At 57.7% G+C, this 23,515-nt stretch carries 21 protein-coding genes; 13 read left to right on the forward strand and 8 right to left on the reverse strand.

The annotated features are described in order from the left end of the window. From QC816_RS03865 to cysN, 4 genes are all read left to right on the forward strand, one after another. Complete coding sequence (locus QC816_RS03865) at positions 1-447, forward strand: DUF1249 domain-containing protein (RefSeq protein WP_085917912.1); 447 nt, start codon at positions 1-3, stop codon at positions 445-447. Beyond that, positions 447-1,181: a metallophosphoesterase gene (locus tag QC816_RS03870; RefSeq protein WP_264823322.1), complete on the forward strand. Its 735-nt coding sequence runs from the start codon at positions 447-449 to the stop codon at positions 1,179-1,181. Before QC816_RS03865 ends, QC816_RS03870 begins: the two co-directional genes overlap by 1 nt. A 155-nt stretch (positions 1,182-1,336) precedes the next feature. Further along, positions 1,337-2,299 (forward strand): sulfate adenylyltransferase subunit CysD, encoded by a 963-nt coding sequence (gene cysD / locus QC816_RS03875; RefSeq protein WP_422823549.1) that lies wholly within the window; start codon positions 1,337-1,339, stop codon positions 2,297-2,299. Next, positions 2,299-3,735 carry a sulfate adenylyltransferase subunit CysN gene (cysN, locus tag QC816_RS03880; RefSeq protein WP_085917914.1) on the forward strand — a complete coding sequence of 479 codons (1,437 nt, stop codon included), beginning with the start codon at positions 2,299-2,301 and terminating at the stop codon, positions 3,733-3,735. The genes cysD and cysN overlap by 1 nt, the downstream gene beginning before the upstream one ends. Before the next feature lie 103 nt (positions 3,736-3,838). Here cysN and QC816_RS03885 read toward each other — a convergent pair whose 3' ends face one another. The 3 genes from QC816_RS03885 to QC816_RS03895 are packed head-to-tail and all read right to left on the reverse strand — an operon-like array spanning position 3,839 to position 6,106. Then, positions 3,839-4,648, reverse strand: coding sequence for an ABC transporter substrate-binding protein (locus tag QC816_RS03885; protein ID WP_085917915.1), 810 nt, complete (start codon positions 4,646-4,648; stop codon positions 3,839-3,841). A 34-nt stretch (positions 4,649-4,682) separates the two neighbouring features. Then, the gene (locus tag QC816_RS03890) at positions 4,683-5,405 is read right to left on the reverse strand and encodes an ATP-binding cassette domain-containing protein (RefSeq protein WP_085917916.1); all 723 of its coding nucleotides are present in this window, start codon (positions 5,403-5,405) and stop codon (positions 4,683-4,685) included. After that, complete coding sequence (locus QC816_RS03895; protein ID WP_309781070.1) at positions 5,402-6,106, reverse strand: ABC transporter permease; 705 nt, start codon at positions 6,104-6,106, stop codon at positions 5,402-5,404. The genes QC816_RS03890 and QC816_RS03895 overlap by 4 nt, the downstream gene beginning before the upstream one ends. A gap of 117 nt (positions 6,107-6,223) precedes the next feature. Between QC816_RS03895 and QC816_RS03900 the strand changes: the two genes are divergently transcribed. The 4 genes from QC816_RS03900 to QC816_RS03915 all read left to right on the forward strand — a co-directional run bounded on the left by QC816_RS03900 (position 6,224) and on the right by QC816_RS03915 (position 9,657). Beyond that, entirely contained in the window at positions 6,224-7,105 is an 882-nt protein-coding gene (locus tag QC816_RS03900) for a helix-turn-helix transcriptional regulator (protein ID WP_199283507.1), read from the forward strand. Between the two features lie 97 nt (positions 7,106-7,202). Next, the gene (locus QC816_RS03905) at positions 7,203-7,766 is read left to right on the forward strand and encodes a type 1 glutamine amidotransferase domain-containing protein (protein WP_085917919.1); all 564 of its coding nucleotides are present in this window, start codon (positions 7,203-7,205) and stop codon (positions 7,764-7,766) included. Continuing rightward, positions 7,766-8,890 carry an App1 family protein gene (locus QC816_RS03910; protein ID WP_085917920.1) on the forward strand — a complete coding sequence of 375 codons (1,125 nt, stop codon included), beginning with the start codon at positions 7,766-7,768 and terminating at the stop codon, positions 8,888-8,890. Before QC816_RS03905 ends, QC816_RS03910 begins: the two co-directional genes overlap by 1 nt. Positions 8,891-8,982: 92 nt before the next feature. Continuing rightward, complete coding sequence (locus tag QC816_RS03915) at positions 8,983-9,657, forward strand: zinc metallopeptidase (protein ID WP_066317710.1); 675 nt, start codon at positions 8,983-8,985, stop codon at positions 9,655-9,657. 6 nt (positions 9,658-9,663) lie between these two features. Here the strand turns inward: QC816_RS03915 and cmoB are convergent, their stop codons facing one another. Genes cmoB through cmoA form a run of 3 tightly spaced genes read right to left on the reverse strand, consistent with a single transcriptional unit; the run spans position 9,664 to position 12,833 of the window. Continuing rightward, a complete protein-coding gene (cmoB, locus tag QC816_RS03920) occupies positions 9,664-10,650 on the reverse strand; it encodes a tRNA 5-methoxyuridine(34)/uridine 5-oxyacetic acid(34) synthase CmoB (protein ID WP_309781072.1) in 987 nt (328 codons plus the stop codon). 15 nt (positions 10,651-10,665) lie between these two features. After that, positions 10,666-12,096, reverse strand: a complete 1,431-nt coding sequence (locus QC816_RS03925) for a phospholipase D-like domain-containing protein (RefSeq protein ID WP_309781073.1) — start codon at positions 12,094-12,096, stop codon at positions 10,666-10,668. Further along, entirely contained in the window at positions 12,093-12,833 is a 741-nt protein-coding gene (gene cmoA, locus QC816_RS03930) for a carboxy-S-adenosyl-L-methionine synthase CmoA (protein WP_085917926.1), read from the reverse strand. Before cmoA ends, QC816_RS03925 begins: the two co-directional genes overlap by 4 nt. A gap of 95 nt (positions 12,834-12,928) precedes the next feature. Here cmoA and pgi point away from each other — a divergent pair, with 95 nt between their 5' ends. The 5 genes from pgi (at position 12,929) to serB (ending at position 22,174) form a co-directional block, all read left to right on the forward strand. Continuing rightward, the gene (gene pgi, locus QC816_RS03935) at positions 12,929-14,623 is read left to right on the forward strand and encodes a glucose-6-phosphate isomerase (RefSeq protein ID WP_309781074.1); all 1,695 of its coding nucleotides are present in this window, start codon (positions 12,929-12,931) and stop codon (positions 14,621-14,623) included. Positions 14,624-14,901: 278 nt separating this feature from the next. Then, positions 14,902-16,797, forward strand: coding sequence for a DNA topoisomerase IV subunit B (gene parE, locus QC816_RS03940; RefSeq protein WP_085917928.1), 1,896 nt, complete (start codon positions 14,902-14,904; stop codon positions 16,795-16,797). Between the two features lie 124 nt (positions 16,798-16,921). Beyond that, positions 16,922-18,874: a methyl-accepting chemotaxis protein gene (locus QC816_RS03945; RefSeq protein ID WP_254902853.1), complete on the forward strand. Its 1,953-nt coding sequence runs from the start codon at positions 16,922-16,924 to the stop codon at positions 18,872-18,874. A gap of 109 nt (positions 18,875-18,983) precedes the next feature. After that, positions 18,984-21,230: a DNA topoisomerase IV subunit A gene (gene parC, locus QC816_RS03950; RefSeq protein WP_085917929.1), complete on the forward strand. Its 2,247-nt coding sequence runs from the start codon at positions 18,984-18,986 to the stop codon at positions 21,228-21,230. Between the two features lie 20 nt (positions 21,231-21,250). After that, complete coding sequence (gene serB / locus QC816_RS03955) at positions 21,251-22,174, forward strand: phosphoserine phosphatase SerB (protein ID WP_085917930.1); 924 nt, start codon at positions 21,251-21,253, stop codon at positions 22,172-22,174. Between the two features lie 28 nt (positions 22,175-22,202). Here serB and QC816_RS03960 read toward each other — a convergent pair whose 3' ends face one another. Further along, complete coding sequence (locus tag QC816_RS03960) at positions 22,203-23,039, reverse strand: DUF6694 family lipoprotein (RefSeq protein WP_309781075.1); 837 nt, start codon at positions 23,037-23,039, stop codon at positions 22,203-22,205. A 69-nt stretch (positions 23,040-23,108) separates the two neighbouring features. Then, positions 23,109-23,495, reverse strand: a complete 387-nt coding sequence (locus tag QC816_RS03965) for a Na+/H+ antiporter subunit G (RefSeq protein WP_085917932.1) — start codon at positions 23,493-23,495, stop codon at positions 23,109-23,111. Positions 23,496-23,515 lie beyond the last annotated feature (20 nt).

The following is a 23,515-nucleotide window of genomic DNA, read 5'->3' on the forward strand; positions in this document are numbered from 1 at the left end:
ATGGCGAAAATGGCTTATGTCACCGATTTGAAGACGCTCCAAGCCGAGTGCAGCGCCAACTATTTGCGACTGGTTCGCCTGGTGGGTGACCTGGAAGGCGACCAGCAACGCAACATTGCCTTGCGCGGCGATGACCAGGATTTCGGTGTTTTACAACTCAAGATTTTGCAAAACGCCCCTTACACCACCATGTTGGAAGTGTCGCAAAGCAGTCCGATGGATACCTTGTGGGAAGGGCCTCGCATGCGTGTGCATCTTTACCACGACGTCCGCATGGCAGAAGTCACCGATTTTCAGCGCGAGCGCCACTTTAGAGGGCGTTACCGCTACCCTAATGCGCGGATGCACCAGCCGGATGAAAAGCTTCAGTTGAATCGCTTTCTCGGCGAATGGCTGGCTCATGCCCTGGCACATGGACACACCGTTGATGTACCGGAGCTTCCCTGATGCGCCTGGTGCAAATCACCGATGCCCACCTGTACGCGGATAAACAAGCGCGTTCCCGCGCGGGAGTGCCCTGGCATCACCTACAGCGGGTGCTGCAGGCGGTCATCGCTGAGCGACCCGACTTCGTGGTGTTGACCGGTGATGTCAGTCAGGACGAAACAGCGACCTCTTATGCACTGGCCAGTGAGGCGATGTCGCAGTTGCCCTGTCCGTGGGCCTGGATGGCGGGTAATCACGACCAGCCCGCGCTGATGCAAGCAGAACATCCGCTGGTCGATGAGGTGTCGTTGCCGCCCTGGCGCCTACTGCTGCTGCACACCCCGGTTGAGGGGGAGCCCTATGGTGAACTGGGCCGTGACGCCTTGGCGACGCTATCGTCAAAGCTTGAAGGAGATCGCCGACCGACCTTGATCGCGATGCATCATCCTCCCGTTGAGGTGGGAGCGACCTGGATGGATGCCATTGGTTTGCAGGACCGCGATGCGTTCTGGGAGGTCATCAGCGCGTTTCCCCAGGTCAAGGTCATCCTGTTTGGTCACGCCCATCAGACATATACCCAGCGCCATGTAGCCGGTACACATGATGTTGCCGTTTATGGCTGCCCGGCGATTGCCGATCAATTCATGCCTGGGGCAGAACACTTTATGATTGATGAGGCATCACGCCCCGGTTATCGCATCGTTGATTTCCACGACCAGCAGTGGGAAACCCGGGTCGAGCGTGTCACGGTTTAGCCGTCAAAACGGCTTTTTGATCTTATAGGCAGTAAAAGAATAAAAAGATAGTTATTAATTCTTTTGGGTTATTATCGACAAGACGTTACCCTACCCACATCTTAGCGCTCAGCTTTTCCGCAGTGCACAGGTTTGTTTTTGTGAGGTAGTCGGCCATGTCCCAGTTTTCCAATCTTTCAGCCGCGTCGCGGCCTGAAATGCCCGGTGCGCCTAGTGCTGCGCGCATGACGCACTTGAAGCAGCTCGAAGCGGAATCGATCCATATCATTCGCGAAGTCGCCGCCGAGTTTTCCAATCCGGTGATGATGTACTCCATCGGCAAAGATTCCTCAGTGATGCTGCACCTGGCGCGCAAGGCGTTTTACCCCGGCACGCCCCCGTTCCCGCTGATGCATATAGACACCACCTGGAAATTCCGCGAGATGATCGAGTTCCGCAACCGCATGGCGGCAGAGGCGGGCATGGAGCTTATCGTCCACACCAACGAAGAAGGTCGTGCGGCGAACATCAACCCGTTTGACCACGGCAGTGCCAAGTACACCGACATCATGAAAACCCAGGCGCTCAAGCAGGCGCTGGACAAGCATGGGTTTGACGCCGCCTTTGGCGGTGCCCGGCGCGACGAAGAAGCGTCCCGTGCCAAGGAACGTGTCTACTCCTTCCGCGATAAATACCACCGCTGGGACCCGAAAAAACAGCGCCCGGAGCTGTGGAATATCTACAACGCCAAGGTCAACAAGGGCGAATCGATTCGCGTGTTCCCGCTTTCCAACTGGACCGAGTTGGATATCTGGCAGTACATCTATCTGGAATCGATCCCCATTGTGCCGTTGTACCTGTCAGCCCCACGCCCGGTGGTCGAGCGTGACGGCATGCAGATCATGGTCGACGACGACCGCATGCCGCTGGAGCCTGGCGAAGTGCCGGAAGAAAAGTGGGTGCGTTTCAGAACCCTGGGCTGCTACCCGCTCACCGGCGCGGTGGAATCCAAAGCCGCCACCTTGCCCGAGGTCATCCAGGAAATGCTGCTGACCAAAACCAGCGAACGCAGCGGCCGCGCCATCGACCACGACCAGGCCGGCTCGATGGAAAAGAAAAAGCGTGAGGGGTACTTTTAATGTCACACCAATCCAACTTGATTGCCGACAACATCGAGCAATATCTGCACGAACACGAAAACAAGGACCTGCTGCGCTTCATCACCTGCGGCAGTGTCGATGACGGCAAGTCCACGCTGATTGGCCGAATGCTGCACGATTCCAAAATGATTTTTGAGGATCAACTGGCGGCGATCACCCAGGCGTCCAAAACCAGCGGTACCACCGGTGATACCGTTGATCTGGCGCTGCTGGTCGATGGCCTGCAGTCGGAGCGCGAGCAGGGCATTACCATCGATGTGGCGTATCGGTTTTTCTCCACCGATAAGCGCAAGTTCATTATCGCCGATACCCCGGGACACGAGCAGTACACCCGCAACATGGCCACCGGCGCCTCTACCGCGAGCCTGGCGGTGATCCTGATTGACGCGCGCTACGGCGTGCAGACGCAAACCCGCCGCCACAGCTTCATTGCCGATTTGCTGGGTATCCAACATCTGGTCATTGCAGTCAACAAGATGGATCTGGTCGATTTCTCCGAGCAGCGCTTTAACGAAATCGTCGAAGAATATCGTGCTTTCGCCACCAATCTGAACGCCCCCGATATTCGCTTTGTGCCGATGTCGGCGCTCAACGGCGACAACGTCGTCAATCCCAGCGAGCAGACACCCTGGTATTACACCGCGGGCTACGAAGGCAAAACGCTGATTGAGCTGCTGGAAAGCGTCGAGGTCACGTATGACCAGAACCTTACCGATCTGCGTTTGCCGGTGCAGTATGTTAACCGGCCCAACCTTGATTTTCGCGGCTATTGCGGCACCTTGGCAGCGGGCGTGTTGCGCCCTGGCCAAGCCGTGAAGGTGCTGCCTTCGGGGAAAACCTCGCGCGTCGAGCGGATCGTGACCTTTGAGGGAGACTTGACGGCGGCGTATCCGGGGCAGGCCATTACCGTTACGCTGGACGATGAAATCGATATTTCCCGGGGCGACTGGCTCGTCAGCGCCGAGGAAGAGTTGCCGCTGTCAAATGCTTTTGAAGCGGATATTGTCTGGATGCATGAAGATGCGCTGGCGCCGGGCAAACTGTATGACTTCAAGCTCGCCACGCGGGACCTGTCAGGGCAAGTCAGCGCGGTTGACTACCAGATCGACGTGAACACCCTTGAAAAGCACGCCGCGGATTCGCTGAGCTTGAATGCCATCGCCCGCTGCGAAGTCGAATTGACGGCGGCGATCCCGGTTGACAGTTATCGCAGCAGCCCTGGTACCGGCAGCTTTATCATTGTCGATCGGCTGACCAACGTGACCGTCGGTGCGGGGATGATCCGTGGCGTCGCCAAGGCGTCAGGCAGTGGTCCAGAGAAAACCGATTGGGCGGCGTTTGAGCGCGATCTCAACGCCCTGGTGCGTAAGCATTTTCCGCATTGGGAAGCCAAGGATATTCGCCAGCTGCTGTAGGTTTTTACCTGGCATCAACTGGGTAAGATAAGCAATGTGGTTATATAGAAGCCCCTCTGGCAGCATGCCTGAGGGGCTTTTTTATCGATGACTTGTCGGTAGGTTATTCCGCGTTGGGGAAAAACAGCTGTTGGCCATCGACCTCGTAATCAGCGATGGCGGCTTGGCCCTCTTCTGAGACCAGCCATTCATGCCACTGGGCGGCAAGGTCATGCTTCAAGTGAGGGTGGCGCTCTTCCGAGATCAGCAAGCTGCCATACTGATTAAAAAGCGCCTCATCGCCTTCAAACAGTAAGGTCAAGTCCTGCGGGTTTTCAAAAGACACCCAGGTAGCGCGGTCAGTGAGGGTGTAGGCGTTCATGCCCGCTGCCGTATTGAGTGTCGGCCCCATCCCACTGCCCAGCTCTCGGTACCACTCGCCTTGCGGGTTAACGTCGGCGTCTTCCCATAAACGCAGCTCGGCACGGTTGGTGCCGCTGTCATCACCCCGCGAGGCAAAGGCCGACTCGCTTTCGGCAATGCGCTGCATGGCTTCTTCGACGGTCTCGCTGCTTTGAATGTCGGCGGGATCATCGCTTGGGCCGACGATCACGAAGTCGTTGTACATGACATTCAGGCGCTCGGTGGCATAACCCTCTGCGACAAACTGCTCCTCGCCTGCCGTGTCGTGAACCAGCAGGCTGTCGGCGTCGCCGCGCCGGGCGGTTTCAAACGCCTGGCCGGTGCCTACGGCCACCACCCGGACATCAATATCGGTCTTGTCGGTAAACTGGGGAATGATGGCATCAAATAGCCCCGAATTTTCCGTCGAGGTGGTGGAGGCCAGTGTGATGTAGTCGTCATCGGCCAGCGCCAGACCTCCCCAGGCCAGGCTTAGCAGGCTTGCGCTGGTGATGATCGCTGTCTTTTTCATGTCACGATTCCTTCTTTTTGCGAGATGCTCAGGGTTACCAAACCAGCTCACCCTGGATAAATGCGCGACCCTCTGACGAGCGAGGCGCGGAGAAAAATGTCTCGTTGGAGGTGTGTTCCCTCAATTGACCGTTATGTAAAAACACCACGTCATCGGCCAGGCGTTTGGCCTGATGCAAGTCATGAGTCGTCATCACAATGCGGGTGCCGCTTGCGTGAAACGCCATAACGGCATCTTCCACGGCTTTGATTGCTGCCGGGTCCAGGGCCGAGGTGGCTTCATCCAGAAACAGCACATCGGGGTTGAGCAGCCAGGCGCGGGCCAGGGCAAGCCGCTGCTGCTCGCCACCCGAGAGTACTCGGGCCGGACGATGGGCGAGGGAGGTTAAACCGAAGGTGTCGAGCGCTTGATAGGCACGCGCTTTACGCTGGGCACGGGGCACTTTATGGATACCCAGTACGTAGGTGAGGTTATCAATCGCTGAGCGGCGAAGCAGCACCGGCCGTTGGAACACCATCGCCTGTACCGGGGTAGGGCCTTGCCAGTAGATACGTCCAGTCGTTGGGGTAAGTAGTCCGTGAGCCAAGCGCATGAGCAGGCTCTTGCCCGCGCCGTTTGGGCCCATGATGACCGTACGACGACACCCCGACAGTGTCAGCGAGGTGGGGGCCAAAAGCGATTGGCCGCGGTGTTCAAAGCTGACGCTATCGAGCTGCAGGTCGGCGATAGGCGCGAGTATGGACGTTGGTGCATTCATCCCAAGCGCCTCTTGGCCGTTTCGCCCATCAGGTGGGCCATCGCATTAATCAGTGTCACCAATGCCAGTAGAATAATACCCAGCCCGAGTGCCAGAGGCAGATTGCCCTTGCTGGTTTCCAGCACGATGCTGGTGGTCATGACCCGCGTCACACCCTCGATATTGCCGCCCACAATCATTACCGCACCGACTTCAGCGCTGGCACGCCCAAACCCCGCCAGCATGACGGTGACCAGCCCAACGCGGGCGTCCCAGAGCAGGGTGGGCATCATTCTCGCGGTGGATAAGCCCAGTGACTGGAGCTGTTCGGCGTATTCGCCGTGTAATGCCTCGATTTGTTGGCGCGTCAACGAGGCAATAATCGGTAGCACTAACACCCATTGGGCCACCACCATGGCGGTGGGGCTGAACAGTAGCCCCCATTCGCCCAGTGGTCCGGCGCGCGAGAGCAGCAGATAAACACACAGCCCGGCGACAACGGGGGGGAGGCCCATCAAGGCGTTCAACACGATAATCACACCGTTGCGACCGGGAAAGCGCCAAAGCGCCAGAGCGGCACCCAGCGGTAAGCCCACAAGCGCGGCGAGCGCAACGGCCACGAGCGATACCTGCAGCGACAACGACACAATCGCGAACAGGTCGCTATCAATGTGCAGAATAAGCTGTAGCGCGGTTAAAAAAGCATTATCGCTAGCGGGCATAATCAATAGTCAGCATGATGTGGTGTAGGTAGGCAGCATGATCGTTAATATGCAAAGATGCACCCTATGCTGAAATTGGTGCAGCTATATGCAGCATAAAGCACTGAGGGTCTGCCGTTGAGCGTCAATTATTTAACCACCAGCGAAGTGGCCGACTATTTACGGCTTAAGGAGCGCAAGGTCTACGACCTGGTGCGCCAGGGTCAGATACCTTGTAGCCGTGTGACGGGGAAATTGCTCTTTCCTCGCCAACAGATTGATTTATGGGTGCTCAACCATCTGGAAGGGGATCAGGCCCAACGCCAACCGCCGCCTGCAGTGGTAGCCGGTAGCCAGGATCCGTTACTGGAATGGGCCATCCGCGAAAGTCGCTCCGACTTGGCCAGCTTGTTTCATGGCAGCGGCGACGGCGTTCGTCGCCTGCTGGAGGGTCGCGCCATGGTTGCCGGGGTGCACTTGCTCGATCCTGACAGCGGTCAATACAACCAGCCGCATTTATTGGGGTTGGGCGGCGTAAAAGATTTGGTTGTGTTGCGCTGGGCAATCCGGCGCCAGGGGTTATTGATTCCCGCTGGGAATCCATTAGGGATTAACAGCGTGGCCGACCTGACGCGCCCCAAGATACGCGTTGCTCACCGCCAACCCGGTGCCGGTGCCGCTCGGTTGTTAACTTACCTGCTCGGCAAAGCGGGCATCATGACAACGTCGGTTGATTGGGCGGCTCACCCGAGTCTGAACGAAGACGATTTGGCGCTGAGCGTTCTGCAAGGGGAGGCGGATGTCGGGCTCGGCGTTGAAGCAGCGGCGCGGCGTCAGCAACTGGGTTTTATCCCGCTTTACGATGAGCAGTTCGATTTAATGATGCATCGCCGCAGCTACTTCGAGCCGAGCATGCAGGCGCTATTGGCGTTTACCCGTCAGCCCCGGTTTGCTCAGCGTGCTAAGGCACTTGGGGGCTACGACATTCGTCAGATGGGCGAGGTGCTGTACAACGCCTAGCGCCCCGCGCATTGGGTATTTGGCTTGACGATTATACAACAGATGCCACACTGGTTAGGTGTTGTTAACGTCTAATCATCACGAAAAGGAGAGCATGATGAGTCAAGCACTAAATGGAAAACGCGTTGCTATTCTGGCGACCGATGGCTTTGAAGAATCCGAATTAAGCGTTCCCCGTGCGGCACTTCAGAAAAATGGCGTTGAGGTGCATGTAGTCACGCCTGAAGGGAAAGGTATTCGTGCCTGGGCCGAGACTGATTGGGGAGACACCTATGATGCCGATGTGGCCCTTGCTGACGTCAACGAATCTGACTATCACGCCTTAGTCCTGCCGGGCGGTCTGTTTAATCCTGATGCGCTACGCCTCAATGATGATGCGCTGAATTTTGCGAAAGCGTTCTTTCAGGCAGGTAAGCCGGTAGCGGCTATTTGCCATGCCCCCTGGATTCTGATTAATGCGGGTGTCGTAGAAGGGCGTCGCATGACCTCGGTGGCGAGCGTCGCCCAGGATCTGCGTAATGCGGGTGCCAACTGGGTAGATGAGCCTGTCGTGGTCGATAGCGGTCTGGTCACCAGTCGCACGCCCAAAGACCTTGATGACTTTAATGCGAAGCTTCTGGAAGAACTTCAAGAAGGACGTCATTCAGGCCAGCACGCTTGATGAAGGTGTTTCGCCAGTGGTCAAGCTTCGTTAAGCGGCTTACCCATGTGATTGCCAAGCCCATGAAACGCGATCTTGGCCGCGGCGGCATGATGGTTCACCCCTATCGTGGCTACGGGTCTCAACGAGAAATCTTCGTCATGGGCAGGGTGTTCCGTCAGGCCGCCCTGGGCCGCGCCATTCCCAGGCGGGGCATGCTGCGCGACACAGCTGACGTCGCCAGGCGTGTCTTTCGTCGCGGATTTTCCGGCGCGGCTATCGAACTTTCCCTAGGTGAAAATCAGCTGTGTGTGACGACCGACCGCGATGGCTACTTCAATGTCCACCTGCCGATCAGTCATCCTCTTCCTATCGATGTTTCCTGGCATGTTGCAGACATAAAGGTTCAGGCTGAAGGCCAGCGGCCCGTTAACACCCAGGTAGAAATTTACGTACCGCCGCCCGAGGCAGACTTGGTGGTGATCAGTGATATTGATGACACCGTGATGTTCACCGGCGTGGCTGAAAAGCTCAAGATGCTGTACCGCCTGTTTGTGCGCAAGCCGCACCGCCGTACTGCATTTCCTGGAGTTGCTTCCCTCTATCAGGCGCTGCATCGCGGTGCCAGCGATAAAGCCGAACGGCCTATTCTGTATGTTTCCCGCGGGCCTTGGGCTATCTATGAAATGCTGGAAGCATTTTTTCAACTCAACCGCATTCCGGTAGGCCCTATTCTTTTTTTGCGGGAATGGGGTATTTCGTGGCGCCATCCCTGGCCGAGGCGAGGGGAGGCACACAAGCGGGATCTGATCGATCATATGCTGGCGCTATTCGATGACATGCCTTGTATTTTGATAGGCGACAGCGGTCAGCATGACCCTGAGGTGTATAGTGAGGTTGTCCGCGATTACCCTGGGCGTATAAAGGCCATTTATATTCGCCGTGTTGATCAAGACCCCGCTCGAGAAGAAGCTATCCAGCATTTACGCAACGAACTGGCCGACACCGACTGCCAGCTGGTACTGGCCGCCGATAGCGTGCTGATCGCCGAGCATGCTCATGCGGAAGATTATATATCGGCGCGAGGACTTCAGGCGGTCAAGCGTGACGTGGCCGCAAGCTATCAGGAGGCTGCCAGCGAATAAAATAGGCACTTTCATCCTTCCCGGTCGTCACGTCCTGTAGAAAAGATGTTTAATAGGTCATGTCAATTCGTTTTGGGGGGCTGGGAACCATGATGTTCGTTGTGCTGATTATCTTCGCCCTGGCGATTTTTGTGCTGCCTAACCTGTGGGCCAAATGGGTACTCAAGCGCCACACTCGGGGACGTGACGACTATCCCGGTACCGGCGCCGAGCTTGCCGATCATTTGCTGCGCCGACTGGGCATAGAGGGAGCGAGTGTCGAGCGCACTGAATTCGGTGACCATTATGACCCTGAAACACGCTGCGTCCGTCTTTCTCCGGATAATTACGATGGACGTTCACTGACCGCCGTCACGGTGGCCGCCCATGAAGTTGGGCACGCCATTCAGCATCACCAAGGTTACGCGCCGCTATTGGCGCGCAGTCGTCTGGTGAAGGTGGCGCAAAAAGCTGAAAAACTGGGCGCGATATTGATGATGGCGGCGCCGTTTCTGTTTCTACTCACTCGGTTGCCGGGCGGGCTGGCGGTGATCATCGTCATGGCCGTGATCAGCTTCGGCACCGCGGCACTGGTGCATCTGGTCACCTTGCCCGTCGAGTTTGATGCCAGCTTCAACCGGGCCCTGCCGCTACTGAAGGAATATGTGCCCCCCAACGATATGCACGGCGCCCGGCATGTGCTGACGGCCTGCGCCTTCACCTATGTAGCGGCGTCGCTTGCCAGCGTGATGAACCTGGGCCGCTGGCTGGTGATTTTGCGCAGGTAAATGGTGTTACCCCGGCTTATTCGCCAATATCACCGCCCGGCGCGGAGCAGGGTAGCCTTCGATGGTGCGGGTACGGTCGTCTGGATCGAGGAAATCGGCCAGCGACTGGTAGGTCATCCAGTCGGTGGAGCGCTGCTCGTCAAGGGTGGTGGCTGCTTCATCCACCACGCGAACGTTGGTAAAGCCGCAACGTTCTAACCAGTGGCACAGGGCTTTGGAAGAGGGCAGGAAGTAAACGTTGGGCATGGCGGCGTAGCGTTCGCCGGGCATAAACACCGTCTGCTCATCGCCTTCCACCACCAGGGTCTCCAGCACCAACTCGCCGCAAGGCGCCAAGGCGGCCTTTAGCTGCTGAAGGTGCTCCAGCGGCGCGGGGCGGTGGTAGAGCACGCCCATGGAAAAGACCGTATCGAAAAAGCCAAGGTTTTCCGGCACGTCCTCGATTCCCACCGGCAAAAACTGTGTCCGCCCGCTGTCGGCCTCGCCGACAAAATGGCGTACCGCCTGAAACTGCCAGTAGAAGCGCGGCGAGGGGTCAATCACCAGCACAAAAGCGGCGCCTTCCCCGGCCATCCGCCAGGCGTGGTAACCGCTGCCGCCGCCGACATCGAGCACTTTGCGGTACTCGAGCGGTGCCAGATTGGGGGCCACGCGCTGCCACTTCCAGTCGGAGCGCCACTCGGTGTCGATATGAATGCCCCCCAGTTGAAAAGGGCCTTTTCGCCAGGGCGCAAGCTTTCTCAGCAGGTTGAAGCACTGGCGCTGCTGGCTGTCGGTGAGGTCAATGTCGACAGTCACGGTGTCGCTGTTCAGGTCGACGCGCCGCTCGCTTGGCAGCGCGGGCAGTTTGGCCACGGCTTTTTCCCAGGCGGGCAAGTCGCCGTGGCGGTTGCGGTCGAGGCCGCGAGCCAATTGCTCGGGCAGACGTGCCAGCCAGGTGTCCAGACCCTGGTCAATAAAGGCGTGGTAGAGCTCGCGGTGGGGGTGGGGCATGGGTGTCTCGCTGTCTTAAAAAGTGCACCAGCCGCTGGCTTCCATCAGTCGATACTTCCAGTAGCGCCAACGAGAGGCGTCCAGGTAAGCCTCGGGGCCGGTGCTGTAATGCTCGGTGTCGGTATTATGCCAGTGGCGTTCGAAGGCTGCGCGGGCCTCGTGGATAATCTCATCATCGCTGTCGGCGACCCACTCGAGATTGGCTTCGAAGTTGAGGTCGTTAAGGCTACGCCGGGTATAGTTGGCCGAACCCAGCAGCAGGTGGGCGGGGCGCTTGCCAGCATGGCGCAGCAATACTTTGCCATGCGCCTGCTCGCCGTGGGTATCACTCCAGCGTAGCTGGATGTCGGCGTTGATCAGGTCGTTGGCCGCCTGGCGGTTGGGAATACCGCTGCCGGAGACGCCAAAGGCATGGTGGTTGGGGTCGAGAAGCACGCGTACCTTAACGCCCCTTGCCGCGGCTCTGACCACGGCCGCGATCACGCGACGGTGAGAGAGGTAGAGTATCTCGATATCGAGCCTCTCGTCTGCGTGGGCGTCGTCGATGATCGCCAGCGAAGCGCGTTTGATGGCGCCTTCGCTAAGCAGGCGTAGGCGCGGAGTGTCGCCACTTTTGTCGCTAGTGGCTGCCGTCGGCTGGACGTGGGCGATGGGGACGCCGCTGAGGGCGGCAATTTCGCACTCGGAGGCAAGCAGGTCGATGGCGGTATCGCCGGAGACCCGCAGCGCCACGTCCCGGTAGTCGCTGCTGCCGTCATCGGCGTTGGCTGAGCTGACCACGGCGGTCCAGCGATCACCTTCGTCCACTACCAGGGTCTTACGATGGTTGGCGTTGAGGTTAAGCAGGTTCAGGTAACTGCGAAGACCGACCTTGCCCTGGCCGATAGGGTTGGGTAGCCAGCCGGCCCGGGGCGAGTGGCGCAGCCAGCGAAAGCTCAGCCGCCAAAGCGCGGTCCAGCTTGGGTTGGGGTCACGCCCGATCGTTAGGTCGGTGGTGGCGACCCGGATGCCAGCCGCTTCAAGTGCTTGATGGTGGCTAAGCTCGAGCCCGCCGTAGACGGCGTTGATAGGATCGGTAATTACCACTATCTCGAGATCAGGGCGCTGGTGCTTGCGGTTCAGCAGGGCGTCACGCATTGCCACGGAAATCTGGCGATGGCAGTCGTGGCGGTCGTCGGCGGGGTCGTTGAACTGGAACATATCCAATACCACCAGCTTTTTGGCCTGGCCAATCAGGCGCAACATCTCGTCGAAAATCTGCTGTCGGCAGTGGCGTTGGCCGTCGGCATCGACAAAGGTTTCGTCGAGAAGCAACTGCGATGCAACAGGCGACCGCCACTTGCCCTCGACACTCAGGCCGGATGGCAAGGGCTTGCGCGAGTGCCACCAAACGGTGGCTACATAGAGCGCCAGCGCGGCCCCGGTCAGGACGACCCAGATACTCATGGCTTGAAGGCGATCAAGGAGGCGAAGTTGAGGTATTGGAACCAGGTCATCGAGCGCGGAAAGCCGGCTTGCTTCAGGCGGTCATGAAGAACTTCAAGGGTGTCCGGCACCAGCACGTTCTCGAGGGCAGTACGCTTTTGGCTGATTTCCAAATCGCTGTAGCCATTGGCGCGCTTGAAATCGTGGTAGCGCTCGACCCGCCAGGCGTTGTCGCGTTCGTCGGCGTCGACAGTCTTTTCCGATAGAATCAGCACGCCTCCGGGCTCGAGCGCATCGAACAGCCTCCTCAAGAGGGCATCGCGGTCATCGGGCGGCAAAAACTGCAGCGTAAAGTTGAGAATGATCATCCCCGAAGGCGCATACTCAAGTGTACGAATATCAGCTTCTTCCACCTGCATGACATAGTCGGCGCACTCATCGGCAAACGTTTGCCGAGCCTGTTTCACCATGGCGGGGGAAAGATCGATTCCGGTATAGCGAAAGGCGTCGGCAGGCAGCGCGCCGGCAAGTGCCAGCCCCGAAGCACCCAGCGAACAGCCCAGATCGTAGACGTGGGCGCCGTGGCGGAGATGTCGCTGGGCGATCAGGCTCAGCATGCCGAGGATTTGCCCGTAGCCGGGCACCGAACGGCGGATCATGTCGGGAAAGCACGCGACCACCTGTTCGTCAAAGGAGAACCTTGCCACTTTATCCAAGGGTGTCGAAAAGATAGCGTCGCGGTAAGATGCATCACTCATGGTCAAGCCAGGATTATTAATGAGGTTGCGTAGTTTACGCGCCCTTGGTAAGCCAGAACAGACCCAGCACGGAACGATGCCACAGGAGAGGGCAAATGGCTGCATCATCACGCACAACCCCTGATTCGCTACCCGCATGGCAAACGCTGAAACAGCACGCCCAGTCGCTGGAACATGTGCATCTGAAAAACCTGTTTGGCAACGACCCTGGCCGCTGGACGCACTTTACGCGCGAGGTGGCAGGCTTGACCCTGGATCTCTCCAAGCAGCGCTGGGACGACGATACCCTTGAGCATCTGCTGGCGCTGGCGGATGAGGCGGGGGTGCCTGGGGCGATCGAGGCGCTGCTGAGCGGCAAGCGTGTCAACATCAGCGAAAACCGCCCGGCCTTGCACACGGCCCTGCGGTTGCCGCCGGGGGCGAGCCTGGACGTGGAAGGGGAAGACGTAGCGACGGCAGTACATGAAAGCCTGTCGCAAATGGAGCGCTTGGTAGAGCGTCTACATGCGGGCCAGTGGCGTGGTGCCACCGGCAAGCCGATCCGCCACGTGGTGAATCTGGGGGTCGGCGGGTCCGATCTAGGGCCACTGATGGTCACCCACGCGCTGGCCGACTACCGTCCTGATGATATTCACCCAGTGGAGGTTCATTTTGCCTCGACCATGGATGGCTCACAGCTTGCCGATTACCTGACGCGCTTTAACCCCGAAACCACGCTATTTGTGTTGTCGTCGAAGTCGTTTACCACCATTGATACGCTGTCCAACGCCAATACCGCCCGCGACTGGCTGATAGGGCGGCTGTCGAAGCACGGTGAGCTACCCAGCGCCAATCCGGTCAGTGACGAATTGATCATTCGCCAGCACTTTATCGGTGTGTCGGCAAGCCCTGATAAAATGAGCGAATGGGGTATCACCCCCGACCATCAACTGATGTTCTGGGAGTGGGTCGGTGGACGTTATTCGCTTTGGGGGACCATTGGTCTGCCAATTGCGCTGGTGGTGGGCATGGAGAATTTCCGCGAGCTGTTAGCCGGCGCCCATGCCATGGACCGTCACTTTCAGGAGGCGCCTTTGGCTGAAAATGTGCCGGTTCTGCTCGGGCTGGCGGGTATCTGGAACGTCAACTTCCTGGATATTCGCGCTCACTCGATTTTGCCTTATGACGGTCGTCTGGAGTATTTTGCTGCCTACCTTGAGCAGTTGGAGATGGAGTCCAACGGTAAGTCAGTGACCGGTCAGGGGCAGGCGGTCAATTATTCCACCTGTCCGGTGCTTTGGGGGCAGTTGGGGCCCAATGCCCAGCATGCGTTCTATCAACTGCTCCATCAGGGGACCCAACCGGTTGTATGCGACTTTATCGCGCCGCTTAAGCGTTACGATGAGGTGGAAGACCCGGATACCCGCCGCCACCTGAAATCCCAGCACCGGCTGGCATTGGCCAATTGCTTTGCCCAATCGCGGGTACTGATGCTCGGTGACGACGCGATTGATGACGATGGCCCGCGCCCGGCGCATAAACGCTATCGGGGAAATCAGCCGTCGACCACGGTGCTGCTGGACAAGCTGACCCCGGCAACCCTGGGTTCGCTGATTGCGCTCTACGAGCATAAGGTATTTGTCCAGGCGGTCATCTGGGATATCAATCCGTTTGACCAGTGGGGCGTGGAGCTGGGCAAGCAGATTGCCACCGATACCCGGAAAATTATCGACCATGAGGGTGACCTGTCGCGACTGGATGCATCCAGCCGCGGCTTGATTGAAGCCTTTTGGGCGGCTGAGCAGGAGTGATAATTAAGCCGGTGCTAGCGCCGGTGACAGGTCTACGAGGAGGCGCTGTGAACCCATCCTTGGGCGCTACATTTGCCATCTGACCGCCATGGATGGCGGAAATGCCGGAATTGAAGGGATCATTTTCCGGCCTTGGCAAATGACCTCCTCTACGAGCTATCCCTGGCGCTCTTCCCTGGTAATAAATATGGCTGGATATACAGCATTTTGCTTTTCGGCTATCCTGTATCCCTTTGAAAGCATCCATACGTGCATGACCCTTCAGGAATCGACGTTACATGACCCAGTTTGATGCCTCCCAGTACGGCGCGAGCTCCATCGAAGTCCTCTCGGGGCTCGAGCCGGTACGAAAGCGTCCCGGTATGTATACCGACACCTCGCGGCCCAACCACCTTGCTCAGGAAGTCATCGATAACAGCGTCGATGAAGCGCTGGCGGGCCACGCCTCGGCTATCAGCGTCGTGCTGCATAGCGACGGTGCGATCGAGGTGCAGGATAACGGCCGCGGAATGCCGATCGATATGCACCCCGAGCACGGCGTGTCGGGCGTCGAGCTGATCTTTACCAAACTGCACTCAGGCGGCAAGTTCTCATCGGACAGCTACCGTTTTTCCGGTGGCCTGCACGGCGTCGGCGTGTCGGTCGTTAATGCGCTGTCGCGGCGCCTGGATGTCGAAGTCACGCGCAACGGTGCGCGCCATGCCATGGCGTTCGAGTTCGGGGAAAAGGTCGAAGAACTGCGCGAAATTGGCAAAGCGGCCAAGCGTGCCAGCGGTACCCTTGTGCGTTTCTGGCCGGATGAAAGCTACTTCGATAGCCCTAAACTGGCATTGGGCAAACTGAAACACCTGTTGCGGGCCAAGGCGGTACTTTGCCCAGGGCTTGCCGTTACCCTGATTGAGCCCGACGGCACCAAAACCGAGTGGGCCTACGCCGATGGGCTTCGCGACTACCTGGCAGAAGCCACCGATGGTTATGAAGTGGTGCCAGCCGAGCCCTTTATCGGTCACTTCAACGACGATGAAAACGGCGTGGACTGGGCTATCCAATGGTTGCCCGAGGGCGGCGACGCGCTATTGGAAAGCTATGTTAACTTGATCCCCACCCCGCAAGGCGGCACCCACGTGAACGGGTTTCGCTCGGGTTTGCTCGAAGCACTGCGCGAGTTCTGTGAGTACCGTAGCCTACTACCCCGTGGCATCAAGCTCACCGCTGATGACTTGTGGGAGCGCGCCTCCTTTGTGCTTTCGGTCAAGATGCTGGATCCCCAATTTGCCGGGCAAACCAAAGAGCGGCTCTCGTCGCGAACCATCGCGGGCTTTGTGTCAGGGGTGCTCAAGGACGCCTTTTCGCTATGGCTCAACCACCATGTCGACCAGGGCGAAGCCCTTGCCGAGCTGGTGATTAGCGCCGCCCAGCGCCGCCAGAAAAAAGCCAAGAAGGTGGCGCGCAAGAAAGTGACATCGGGCCCGGCCCTGCCCGGCAAGCTGGCAGACTGCTCGGGGCAGGACCCCGCTCAGAGCGAGCTGTTCCTGGTCGAGGGTGACTCCGCCGGGGGCAGCGCCAAGCAGGCGCGTAACCGCGAGACCCAGGCCATAATGCCGCTGCGTGGCAAAATCCTTAACACCTGGGAAGTCGAGACCCACGATATCTTCGGCTCGCAGGAAGTTCACGATATCGCGGTGGCGATTGGCGCCGACCCGGGCAGCGCTGACCTGGAAAAATTGCGCTACCACAAAATCTGTATTCTCGCCGACGCCGACTCCGACGGCCTGCATATTGCCACGCTGCTTTGCGCGCTGTTCGTCAAGCACTTCCCCAGTCTGGTGGACGCGGGCCACGTCTATGTGGCCATGCCGCCGCTTTACCGTATTGACCTGGGAAAAGAGGTTCACTACGCCCTCGACGAAAGCGAAAAAGCCGCGATCCTAAAACAGCTGGCACAAAAGCGTGGTACTCCGAACGTTCAGCGTTTTAAAGGCTTGGGCGAAATGAGCCCGCTGCAACTGCGCGAAACCACCATGGCGGTGGAAACCCGCCGTCTGGTTCAGCTTACCCTCGATGAAGGGGATGGCACGCTGGAAATGATGGATATGCTGCTGGCCAAAAAGCGTGCCGGCGATCGCAAGAAATGGCTGGAAGATTACGGCAACCTTGCTGACGTCGAGGTCTAGTGACGGTGTCAACCCTGCATTGGTATTAAATAGCTAAGGTTGGGCATTAATTAGCCGATAGTGAATAAAGAGCGTACCTGAAAAAAAGTACGCCAGTCAGTATCACTTACATCACTAAAGGGGAATGTCCTTGTTTAATACCATTTCGAGGCAGTTAACACTGGCGGCGTTTGCTCTCATGCTACTCATGGCAGCAAGTATTTACGCCGTCATGGCATGGCGCGGCCAACCGCAGGTTATAGAGGCAAGCCAATTGCTTGTTGACCGAACAGGTGAATCCATTGTCAACGCAATGAATGCACAGCTAGCCCGCGTGGAAGGTAATACAGCGAGTCTTGCCTCGCTCGCAGAGTCATTACCTCGCGAGGAATCGTTGTTTCGTCAAGCCTTCCCACGGGTTGTCGACGACAGCGGCAATACAGCCATTGCCGGGGGTGGTATCTGGCCGGAGCCGGGTGCGTTTGAAGACGGGGTCGAGCGATTCAGCTTCTTCTGGGCGAGAAATGCTGAAGGTGAGATTGAGTTCCTGGATGATTATAATGCTGATGATATGGCGCCTTACCATGAGGAGGCCTGGTATCAGAATGCCCGCGATGCCGAGCCAGGTCAGTGTATCTGGTCAACGGCTTATCGCGACGCAACTACCGGGGTGGCGATGGTAACCTGTAGCGTGCCCTACTACCTTGACGATGAGTTCGCCGGGGTCGCGACCATCGATATGCAACTGGAAGGCATCGCCGAATTTCTGGCCGAGAATGGTGGCACAACCGGGGGCTATGCCTTCGTGCTTGATAGAGCAGGCAAGGTCATTCACTTTCCTGGTGCGGATCTGGCGACGGCTGATATGCAAGGGTTAGACGATCTGACCAGCGATATGCCCTGGCTTTCACCCGTGGTCGAGGCTGTCGAATCAGGCAGTCAAAATGTCCAGGTGGAAACAGCAGGCGTTCTGGATAAGCCTGCCTCGGTTCGTTTGTTCGATATGCAGGACACGGGCTGGACATTGGGTCTCATGACGCCTCAAGAAAAAGTGACGGCACTGGCACAGACATTGACGCGTGATCTGATGGTGGTAATCCTTCCCCTTTTGGCCCTGCTGCTGGCGTTAGGCTGGTGGGGTGGACGTATACTTTTGCGTCAAATCCACAGCACCACCGAGCAGATTGACCAACTCGGCCAAGGCGGCTCAAGTCGAGAACTGACGATTTATCGTAATGATGAAATTGGCGAGTTGCGCAGTGCGGTGAACCGTTATGCTGAAAAATTACGACACCTGTTTGAGGACGTGAGCCAGGTATCCGACGTGATTGCCAGTGAAGCGACGGAAATTGCCTCCGGCAACACAGAATTGTCCAGTCGGACCGAGCAACAGGCCGCATCGCTTCAGGAAACTTCTTCCACAATGGAGGAAATGGCGACAACCGTTAAGCGCAACGCTGATAATGCCAACGAAGCCGATCAGCGCGTCACTGACGCGACTGAAAAAGTCAGGCGGGGTGGCGAACAGGTCGCACGTTTAGCTCAGTCGATGGAGGCGATCAATGAAAGCTCGGGAGAGGTTTCTTCAATTGTCGATGTCATTGAAAATATTGCGTTTCAAACCAATATTTTGGCACTCAATGCCTCCGTTGAAGCTGCCCGGGCGGGTGAGCACGGGCGAGGTTTTGCGGTCGTCGCCAGTGAAGTTCGCGAACTGGCTTCCAGAAGCGCTACATCCGCTCGCGACATCAATGAGTTGATCAAGACCACGTCCCAACAAATTGAAACCGGTAGCGGTTATGCTCGTGATGCAGAAGGTGCAATGCAGGAAATTGTTTCGGCGATTGAAGAAATCGCCGAACGCATCGCAGAAATCAGTCAAGCGTCCAGCGAACAGACGAACGGCATTGATGAAATCAATCGTGCTGTCTCGCAAATGGACACGGTTACCCAGCAGAACGCAGGGCTTGTGAGCCAAGCGTCAGGAGCGGCCAACGAACTTTCTGTTCAGGCACAGCGCCTGAAGAGTTTACTTGATGATTTTCAGCGCGATAATCAACGCTCCCCGGAAGCGGTACCGCTTTCGGGGCCTCAGTGACGTTATTGATATGACGTAAGCAACTACTAACGCATTGAGTATCAATGTGTAGCAGGAATAGCCGCTCCCGTCGGGGCGGCTTTGCTTGTCAGGAAAGGATGAATACCCCATGGATATTCAGGTAGCGGAAGGCGACGTCGAGCGCTTGTCCTTGCGCGATTACACCGAAAAAGCGTACCTCGACTACTCGATGTACGTGATTCTCGACCGTGCACTGCCCAACATTGGCGATGGCATGAAACCCGTGCAGCGGCGGATTATCTATGCCATGCGCGAGCTGGCGCTGCATGCCAACGCCAAGTACAAGAAGTCGGCGCGCACCGTCGGCGACGTGTTGGGTAAGTTTCACCCCCACGGTGACAGTGCCTGCTATGAAGCCATGGTGCTGATGGCACAGCCTTTCAGCTATCGCTATCCGCTGGTGGACGGTCAGGGCAACTGGGGGAGTCCTGACGATCCGAAATCGTTTGCCGCCATGCGCTACACTGAAGCCAAGCTATCCAAGTTTGCCGAAGTGCTGCTCAGCGAGCTGGGCCAGGGAACTGTCGACTGGGTGCCCAACTTTGACGGTACCATGCAGGAGCCGCTGGTGCTGCCCGCGCGCTTGCCGCATGTGCTGCTCAATGGCGGCACCGGGATTGCGGTGGGTATGGCGACCGATATTCCGCCGCACAACGTGTCTGAGGTCGTGGATGCCACCTGTCACCTGTTACGCAATCCGCAGGCCACGACGACAGATCTGATGGACTTCATTCCCGCGCCGGACTTCCCGACTGATGCGGAAATTATTACGCCCAAAGAAGACCTGCGGAAGCTCTACGAATCCGGTCGTGGTTCGGTCAAGTTGCGCGCTCGCTACGAGCGGGAAGGCCCCAACATTGTAATTACCTCCTTGCCGTATCAGGTCAGCGGCGCCAAGGTGCTGGAACAGATTGCTGCCCAGATGCAGGCCAAAAAGCTGCCCATGGTGGCCGATCTGCGCGATGAATCGACCCACGAAGAACCCACTCGTCTGGTGATTGAGCCGCGCTCCAATCGCATTGACGTTGAGTCGTTGATGGACCACCTGTTTGCCACCACGGACCTGGAAAAGAACGTGCGGGTTAACATGAACGTGATCGGTCTGGATGGCCGCCCAAGGGTGATGCCGCTGCCCGAGATGCTGGGCGAATGGCTGCGCTTTCGTCGTGGGACGGTGCGCCGCCGACTTGAGCACCGCCTGGGCAAGGTGGAAGACCGCCTGCATATTCTGGAAGGCCTGCTCACCGCCTACCTGAATATCGATGAGGTGATTCGCATTATTCGAGAGGAAGATGAGCCCAAGCCTGCATTGGTAGCGGCCTTTGGCCTCTCTGAACGACAGGCGGAAGCGATTCTGGAATTGCGCCTGCGTCATCTTGCCAAGCTTGAAGAGATGAAAATCCGCGGCGAGCAGGATGATCTGGAAAAAGAACGCAAATACCTACAGGGCCTGCTGGGCAGTGAAGCCAAGCTGACCACGCTGATCGAAAAAGAGATTCGCGCGGCGGGTAAAGAGCATGGCGATGAACGCCGCTCGCCACTGGTCGCCAGGGCCGACGCCAAGGCGTTGTCCGAAGTCGAACTTCTCGGGGCTGATCCGATCACCGTCGTGCTGTCAGAGAAGGGCTGGATTCGGTCTGCCAAGGGCCATGATATCGACCCCGAAGGGCTTTCCTATAAAGCGGGCGACCGTTTCCAGTTGGCTGCACGAGGCAAAACCAACCAACCCTTGGTGCTGCTGGATGATACCGGGCGTGCCTATACGCTCAGTGCCCATAACCTGCCCAGTGCGAGGGGGCAGGGAGAGCCAGTCACCGGGCGCGCGAATGTGTCGGCCGGGGCCCGTATGGCCGGTTTGATGCTGGCACCTGCCGAGCGGCGTTTTGTCCTGGCAAGCGACGGCGGCTACGGCTTTATTGCCCGTTTGGAAGCGCTCACCGGTAAAAATAAAGCAGGTAAGGCGGTGCTTAGCCTGCCTAAAGGCTGCAGTGTGATGGCACCGGTTGAAGTGCCTGAGGGCGAAGAACTTTGGGTGGCTTCGGTCTCCAACGAAGGTCGGCTATTGCTGTTCCCCTTGGATCAGTTGCCTGAAATGGCCAAGGGCAAAGGCAACAAGATGCTGGATATCCCCGGTCCGCGTGCCGCACGCCGCGAGGAATTCGTGCGCAGCATCGCGGTAATTAAAGACAGCGACGTCCTGGAGCTGCACGCCGGTAAGCGAAAACTCACGCTGAAAACCGATGATTTGGCCTATTATCGCGGCGAGCGAGGTCGGCGGGGCAGCAAGTTGCCACGCGGTTTCCAAAAGGTTGATTGGATAGGGGCAGGGGACTAAACAATGACAGGAACTAAGTGATGGCAAGCGGCGATTTAATTTTAACCGTGTTAGCGCCGCGTTTAAGCGCGGATATTCAGTCCCAGGTGGACGCTTTGAGGGTACAGTTTGACCTGCAGGAAAACAGCATCCGACGGCTGTCAGATGTGGCGCAGGGCGAACGCATCGACTGCCTTGAGCTGTACTTGAGTGGTACCGATGTTGATCTTGAAGCCCTGCGTCATGCCGCGCTGGTTTTGAGCGAGACCTTGAACGTGGATATTGCGGTTCAGCAAAACCTGCGACAACAGGTTAAGCCTCGGCTGGTGTGCTTCGATATGGACTCCACGCTGATCAAGGCTGAAGTGATTGACGAGCTGGCCTATCGTCATGGCGTGGGCAGTGAAGTTGCCGACGTAACCGAGCGGGCGATGCGTGGTGAGCTCGATTTTCAGCAAAGCTTCCGCGAGCGGATGAGCAAGCTGGCTGGTCTGGACGAGTCCGTGTTGGCTGAGATCGCCGCCGAGCTACCCTTGATGGAAGGCGTCGAACGGCTGATGGCCAACCTGAAGCGCCTGGGGTATCGCACTGCCATCCTTTCCGGTGGTTTCACTTACTTTGCTGACTACCTACAGCATAAACTCGGCTTCGATGAGGTCCATGCCAACGAGCTGGTGATCGAGAATGGCAAGGTCACCGGCGAGGTGCGCGAGCCGATTGTCGACGCAGACCGCAAAGCTGAACTGCTGGAAACCATTGCTCTGCGTGAAGGTTTGACACTCGACCAGACGATTGCGGTGGGCGATGGCGCCAATGATCTCAAAATGCTCGCTAAAGCCGGCCTGGGCATTGCTTACCGCGCCAAACCCATGGTGCGGGCACAGGCGCGCCAAGCCATTTCACATCTCGATATTGATGCGGTGTTGTACCTTATAGGCTACCCAGACGTAGATTTGATCGACTGATATAAAGTCAAGGCCCTTGAGAGGGCCCTTACTGCTCGCCGGAATGAGCGGTCATGTCGCCATACTCCTCACGCAACTCATCGAGTCTCTCTCGCTGTTGCTCGCTAAGCGGGGGCGTATCCCAAAGCGGGTCGCCCTCGGCGTCGTGCAGGCCTTCGATGGTGACATCGAACTGGGCATTATCGGGAATCTCGCGGTTACCCCAGGGGCCAAAACGGTTGGGCGCCAAACTCCATTGGGCGCTTTCGCCAGGGGCTAAACCGCCGGGAATCACGTAATAAAACGCTTCATCGACCCAGGGTGTCTCGAGACCAGGACTGCTGACAACGCCTCTGAGTGACAGTTCCGAGATACGTTGGTCAGAGCCGTTGGTGACCTCCAGTTCAATAACCGGCTCCAGCGCTCCATAGGGGCTTGTGCTCATGTAAAAATCGGCGCTGTCGAGGGTCACCTGAGCCCGTTGTTCGCGGTCATGCTCCGCATTAGCCTGCTTTTCTTCAAGTCGGGAGAGAATGCCCAGCGCCTGACTTCGTTCCCGTGCCCGGCGGTTACGCAATAACTCATTGGCTTTCTCTATCGCTTCATCACCCGTCAGCCCATGCATGTAAGCATTGGCCGACTCGGCGATTTCCGCGGCGTTCATCGGCCTTGGGTTAAGAATATCGATACCGTTAAACGATGACATCGCCATAATGGTCAGCGCTTGATCAAATTCGTCGCGCTTGTAAGGGGGCAGTGAGTCGCGCACCTTTTCGACGGATACAACAGCGGCGGGCATTGAACTGGTATCAATTCTGGGCTCTGAACACCCCGCAAGCATTATCATTGCGAACGATAATGTCGATAGCCTTAACAGGCTCCACATACAGTTACCTCACCTCAATATCGTCAACCCGGGAAGGGTGCCAGCGCTTGGTTTAGAAGGCAAAATCGATCAGCCATGGCCTTTGTCGGGGTGAGGGACCGGCTTTTTACCGACTTCCTCGGGGCGGAGCTCTACGGGTTTACCCTGGGTGATATCGATGTGCTTCAGGCGTAAGTGCAGGCCCGTTTTGGCGAGCAAGTGAGCGCTGACCGGTGCAGTAATAAATAAAAACAGAGTGATCAATAACTCCTGAATATCGGGTCTGCCGTCAACGCTCCAGAAGTATGCCATGGAGGCCACCAGCATGCAGCCGATACCCAGAGTCGTTGCCTTGGTGGGGCCGTGTAAGCGCATGTAGAAATCGCGGAGATGCGCCATCCCCAGAGAGCCGACGAATACAAAAGCGCCGCCTGTGATCAGCAATAATGAAATAAGCGCCTCTACCCAAAGCGACATAAGCGTACCTGTATAATAGC

Origin of the sequence: Vreelandella janggokensis, assembly GCF_031451615.1 — a bacterium.
Classification (GTDB): domain Bacteria; phylum Pseudomonadota; class Gammaproteobacteria; order Pseudomonadales; family Halomonadaceae; genus Vreelandella; species Vreelandella janggokensis.

Bases quoted from the DNA above. Each gene is read 5' to 3' on its own strand.
- QC816_RS03925 (WP_309781073.1), bottom strand. From the start codon at position 12,096: ATGAGTATCTGGGTCGTCCTGACCGGGGCCGCGCTGGCGCTCTATGTA.
- cmoA (WP_085917926.1), bottom strand. From the start codon at position 12,833: ATGAGTGATGCATCTTACCGCGACGCTATCTTTTCGACACCCTTGGAT.
- QC816_RS03960 (WP_309781075.1), bottom strand. From the start codon at position 23,039: ATGTGGAGCCTGTTAAGGCTATCGACATTATCGTTCGCAATGATAATG.
- cysN (WP_085917914.1), top strand. From the start codon at position 2,299: ATGTCACACCAATCCAACTTGATTGCCGACAACATCGAGCAATATCTG.
- QC816_RS03895 (WP_309781070.1), bottom strand. From the start codon at position 6,106: ATGCCCGCTAGCGATAATGCTTTTTTAACCGCGCTACAGCTTATTCTG.
- pgi (WP_309781074.1), top strand. From the start codon at position 12,929: ATGGCTGCATCATCACGCACAACCCCTGATTCGCTACCCGCATGGCAA.
- QC816_RS03965 (WP_085917932.1), bottom strand. From the start codon at position 23,495: ATGTCGCTTTGGGTAGAGGCGCTTATTTCATTATTGCTGATCACAGGC.
- cmoB (WP_309781072.1), bottom strand. From the start codon at position 10,650: ATGCCCCACCCCCACCGCGAGCTCTACCACGCCTTTATTGACCAGGGT.
- QC816_RS03910 (WP_085917920.1), top strand. From the start codon at position 7,766: ATGAAGGTGTTTCGCCAGTGGTCAAGCTTCGTTAAGCGGCTTACCCAT.
- serB (WP_085917930.1), top strand. From the start codon at position 21,251: ATGGCAAGCGGCGATTTAATTTTAACCGTGTTAGCGCCGCGTTTAAGC.
- parC (WP_085917929.1), top strand. From the start codon at position 18,984: ATGGATATTCAGGTAGCGGAAGGCGACGTCGAGCGCTTGTCCTTGCGC.
- QC816_RS03865 (WP_085917912.1), top strand. From the start codon at position 1: ATGGCGAAAATGGCTTATGTCACCGATTTGAAGACGCTCCAAGCCGAG.
- QC816_RS03915 (WP_066317710.1), top strand. From the start codon at position 8,983: ATGTTCGTTGTGCTGATTATCTTCGCCCTGGCGATTTTTGTGCTGCCT.
- QC816_RS03945 (WP_254902853.1), top strand. From the start codon at position 16,922: ATGTCCTTGTTTAATACCATTTCGAGGCAGTTAACACTGGCGGCGTTT.
- QC816_RS03890 (WP_085917916.1), bottom strand. From the start codon at position 5,405: ATGAATGCACCAACGTCCATACTCGCGCCTATCGCCGACCTGCAGCTC.
- QC816_RS03905 (WP_085917919.1), top strand. From the start codon at position 7,203: ATGAGTCAAGCACTAAATGGAAAACGCGTTGCTATTCTGGCGACCGAT.
- QC816_RS03885 (WP_085917915.1), bottom strand. From the start codon at position 4,648: ATGAAAAAGACAGCGATCATCACCAGCGCAAGCCTGCTAAGCCTGGCC.
- QC816_RS03870 (WP_264823322.1), top strand. From the start codon at position 447: ATGCGCCTGGTGCAAATCACCGATGCCCACCTGTACGCGGATAAACAA.
- parE (WP_085917928.1), top strand. From the start codon at position 14,902: ATGACCCAGTTTGATGCCTCCCAGTACGGCGCGAGCTCCATCGAAGTC.
- cysD (WP_422823549.1), top strand. From the start codon at position 1,337: ATGTCCCAGTTTTCCAATCTTTCAGCCGCGTCGCGGCCTGAAATGCCC.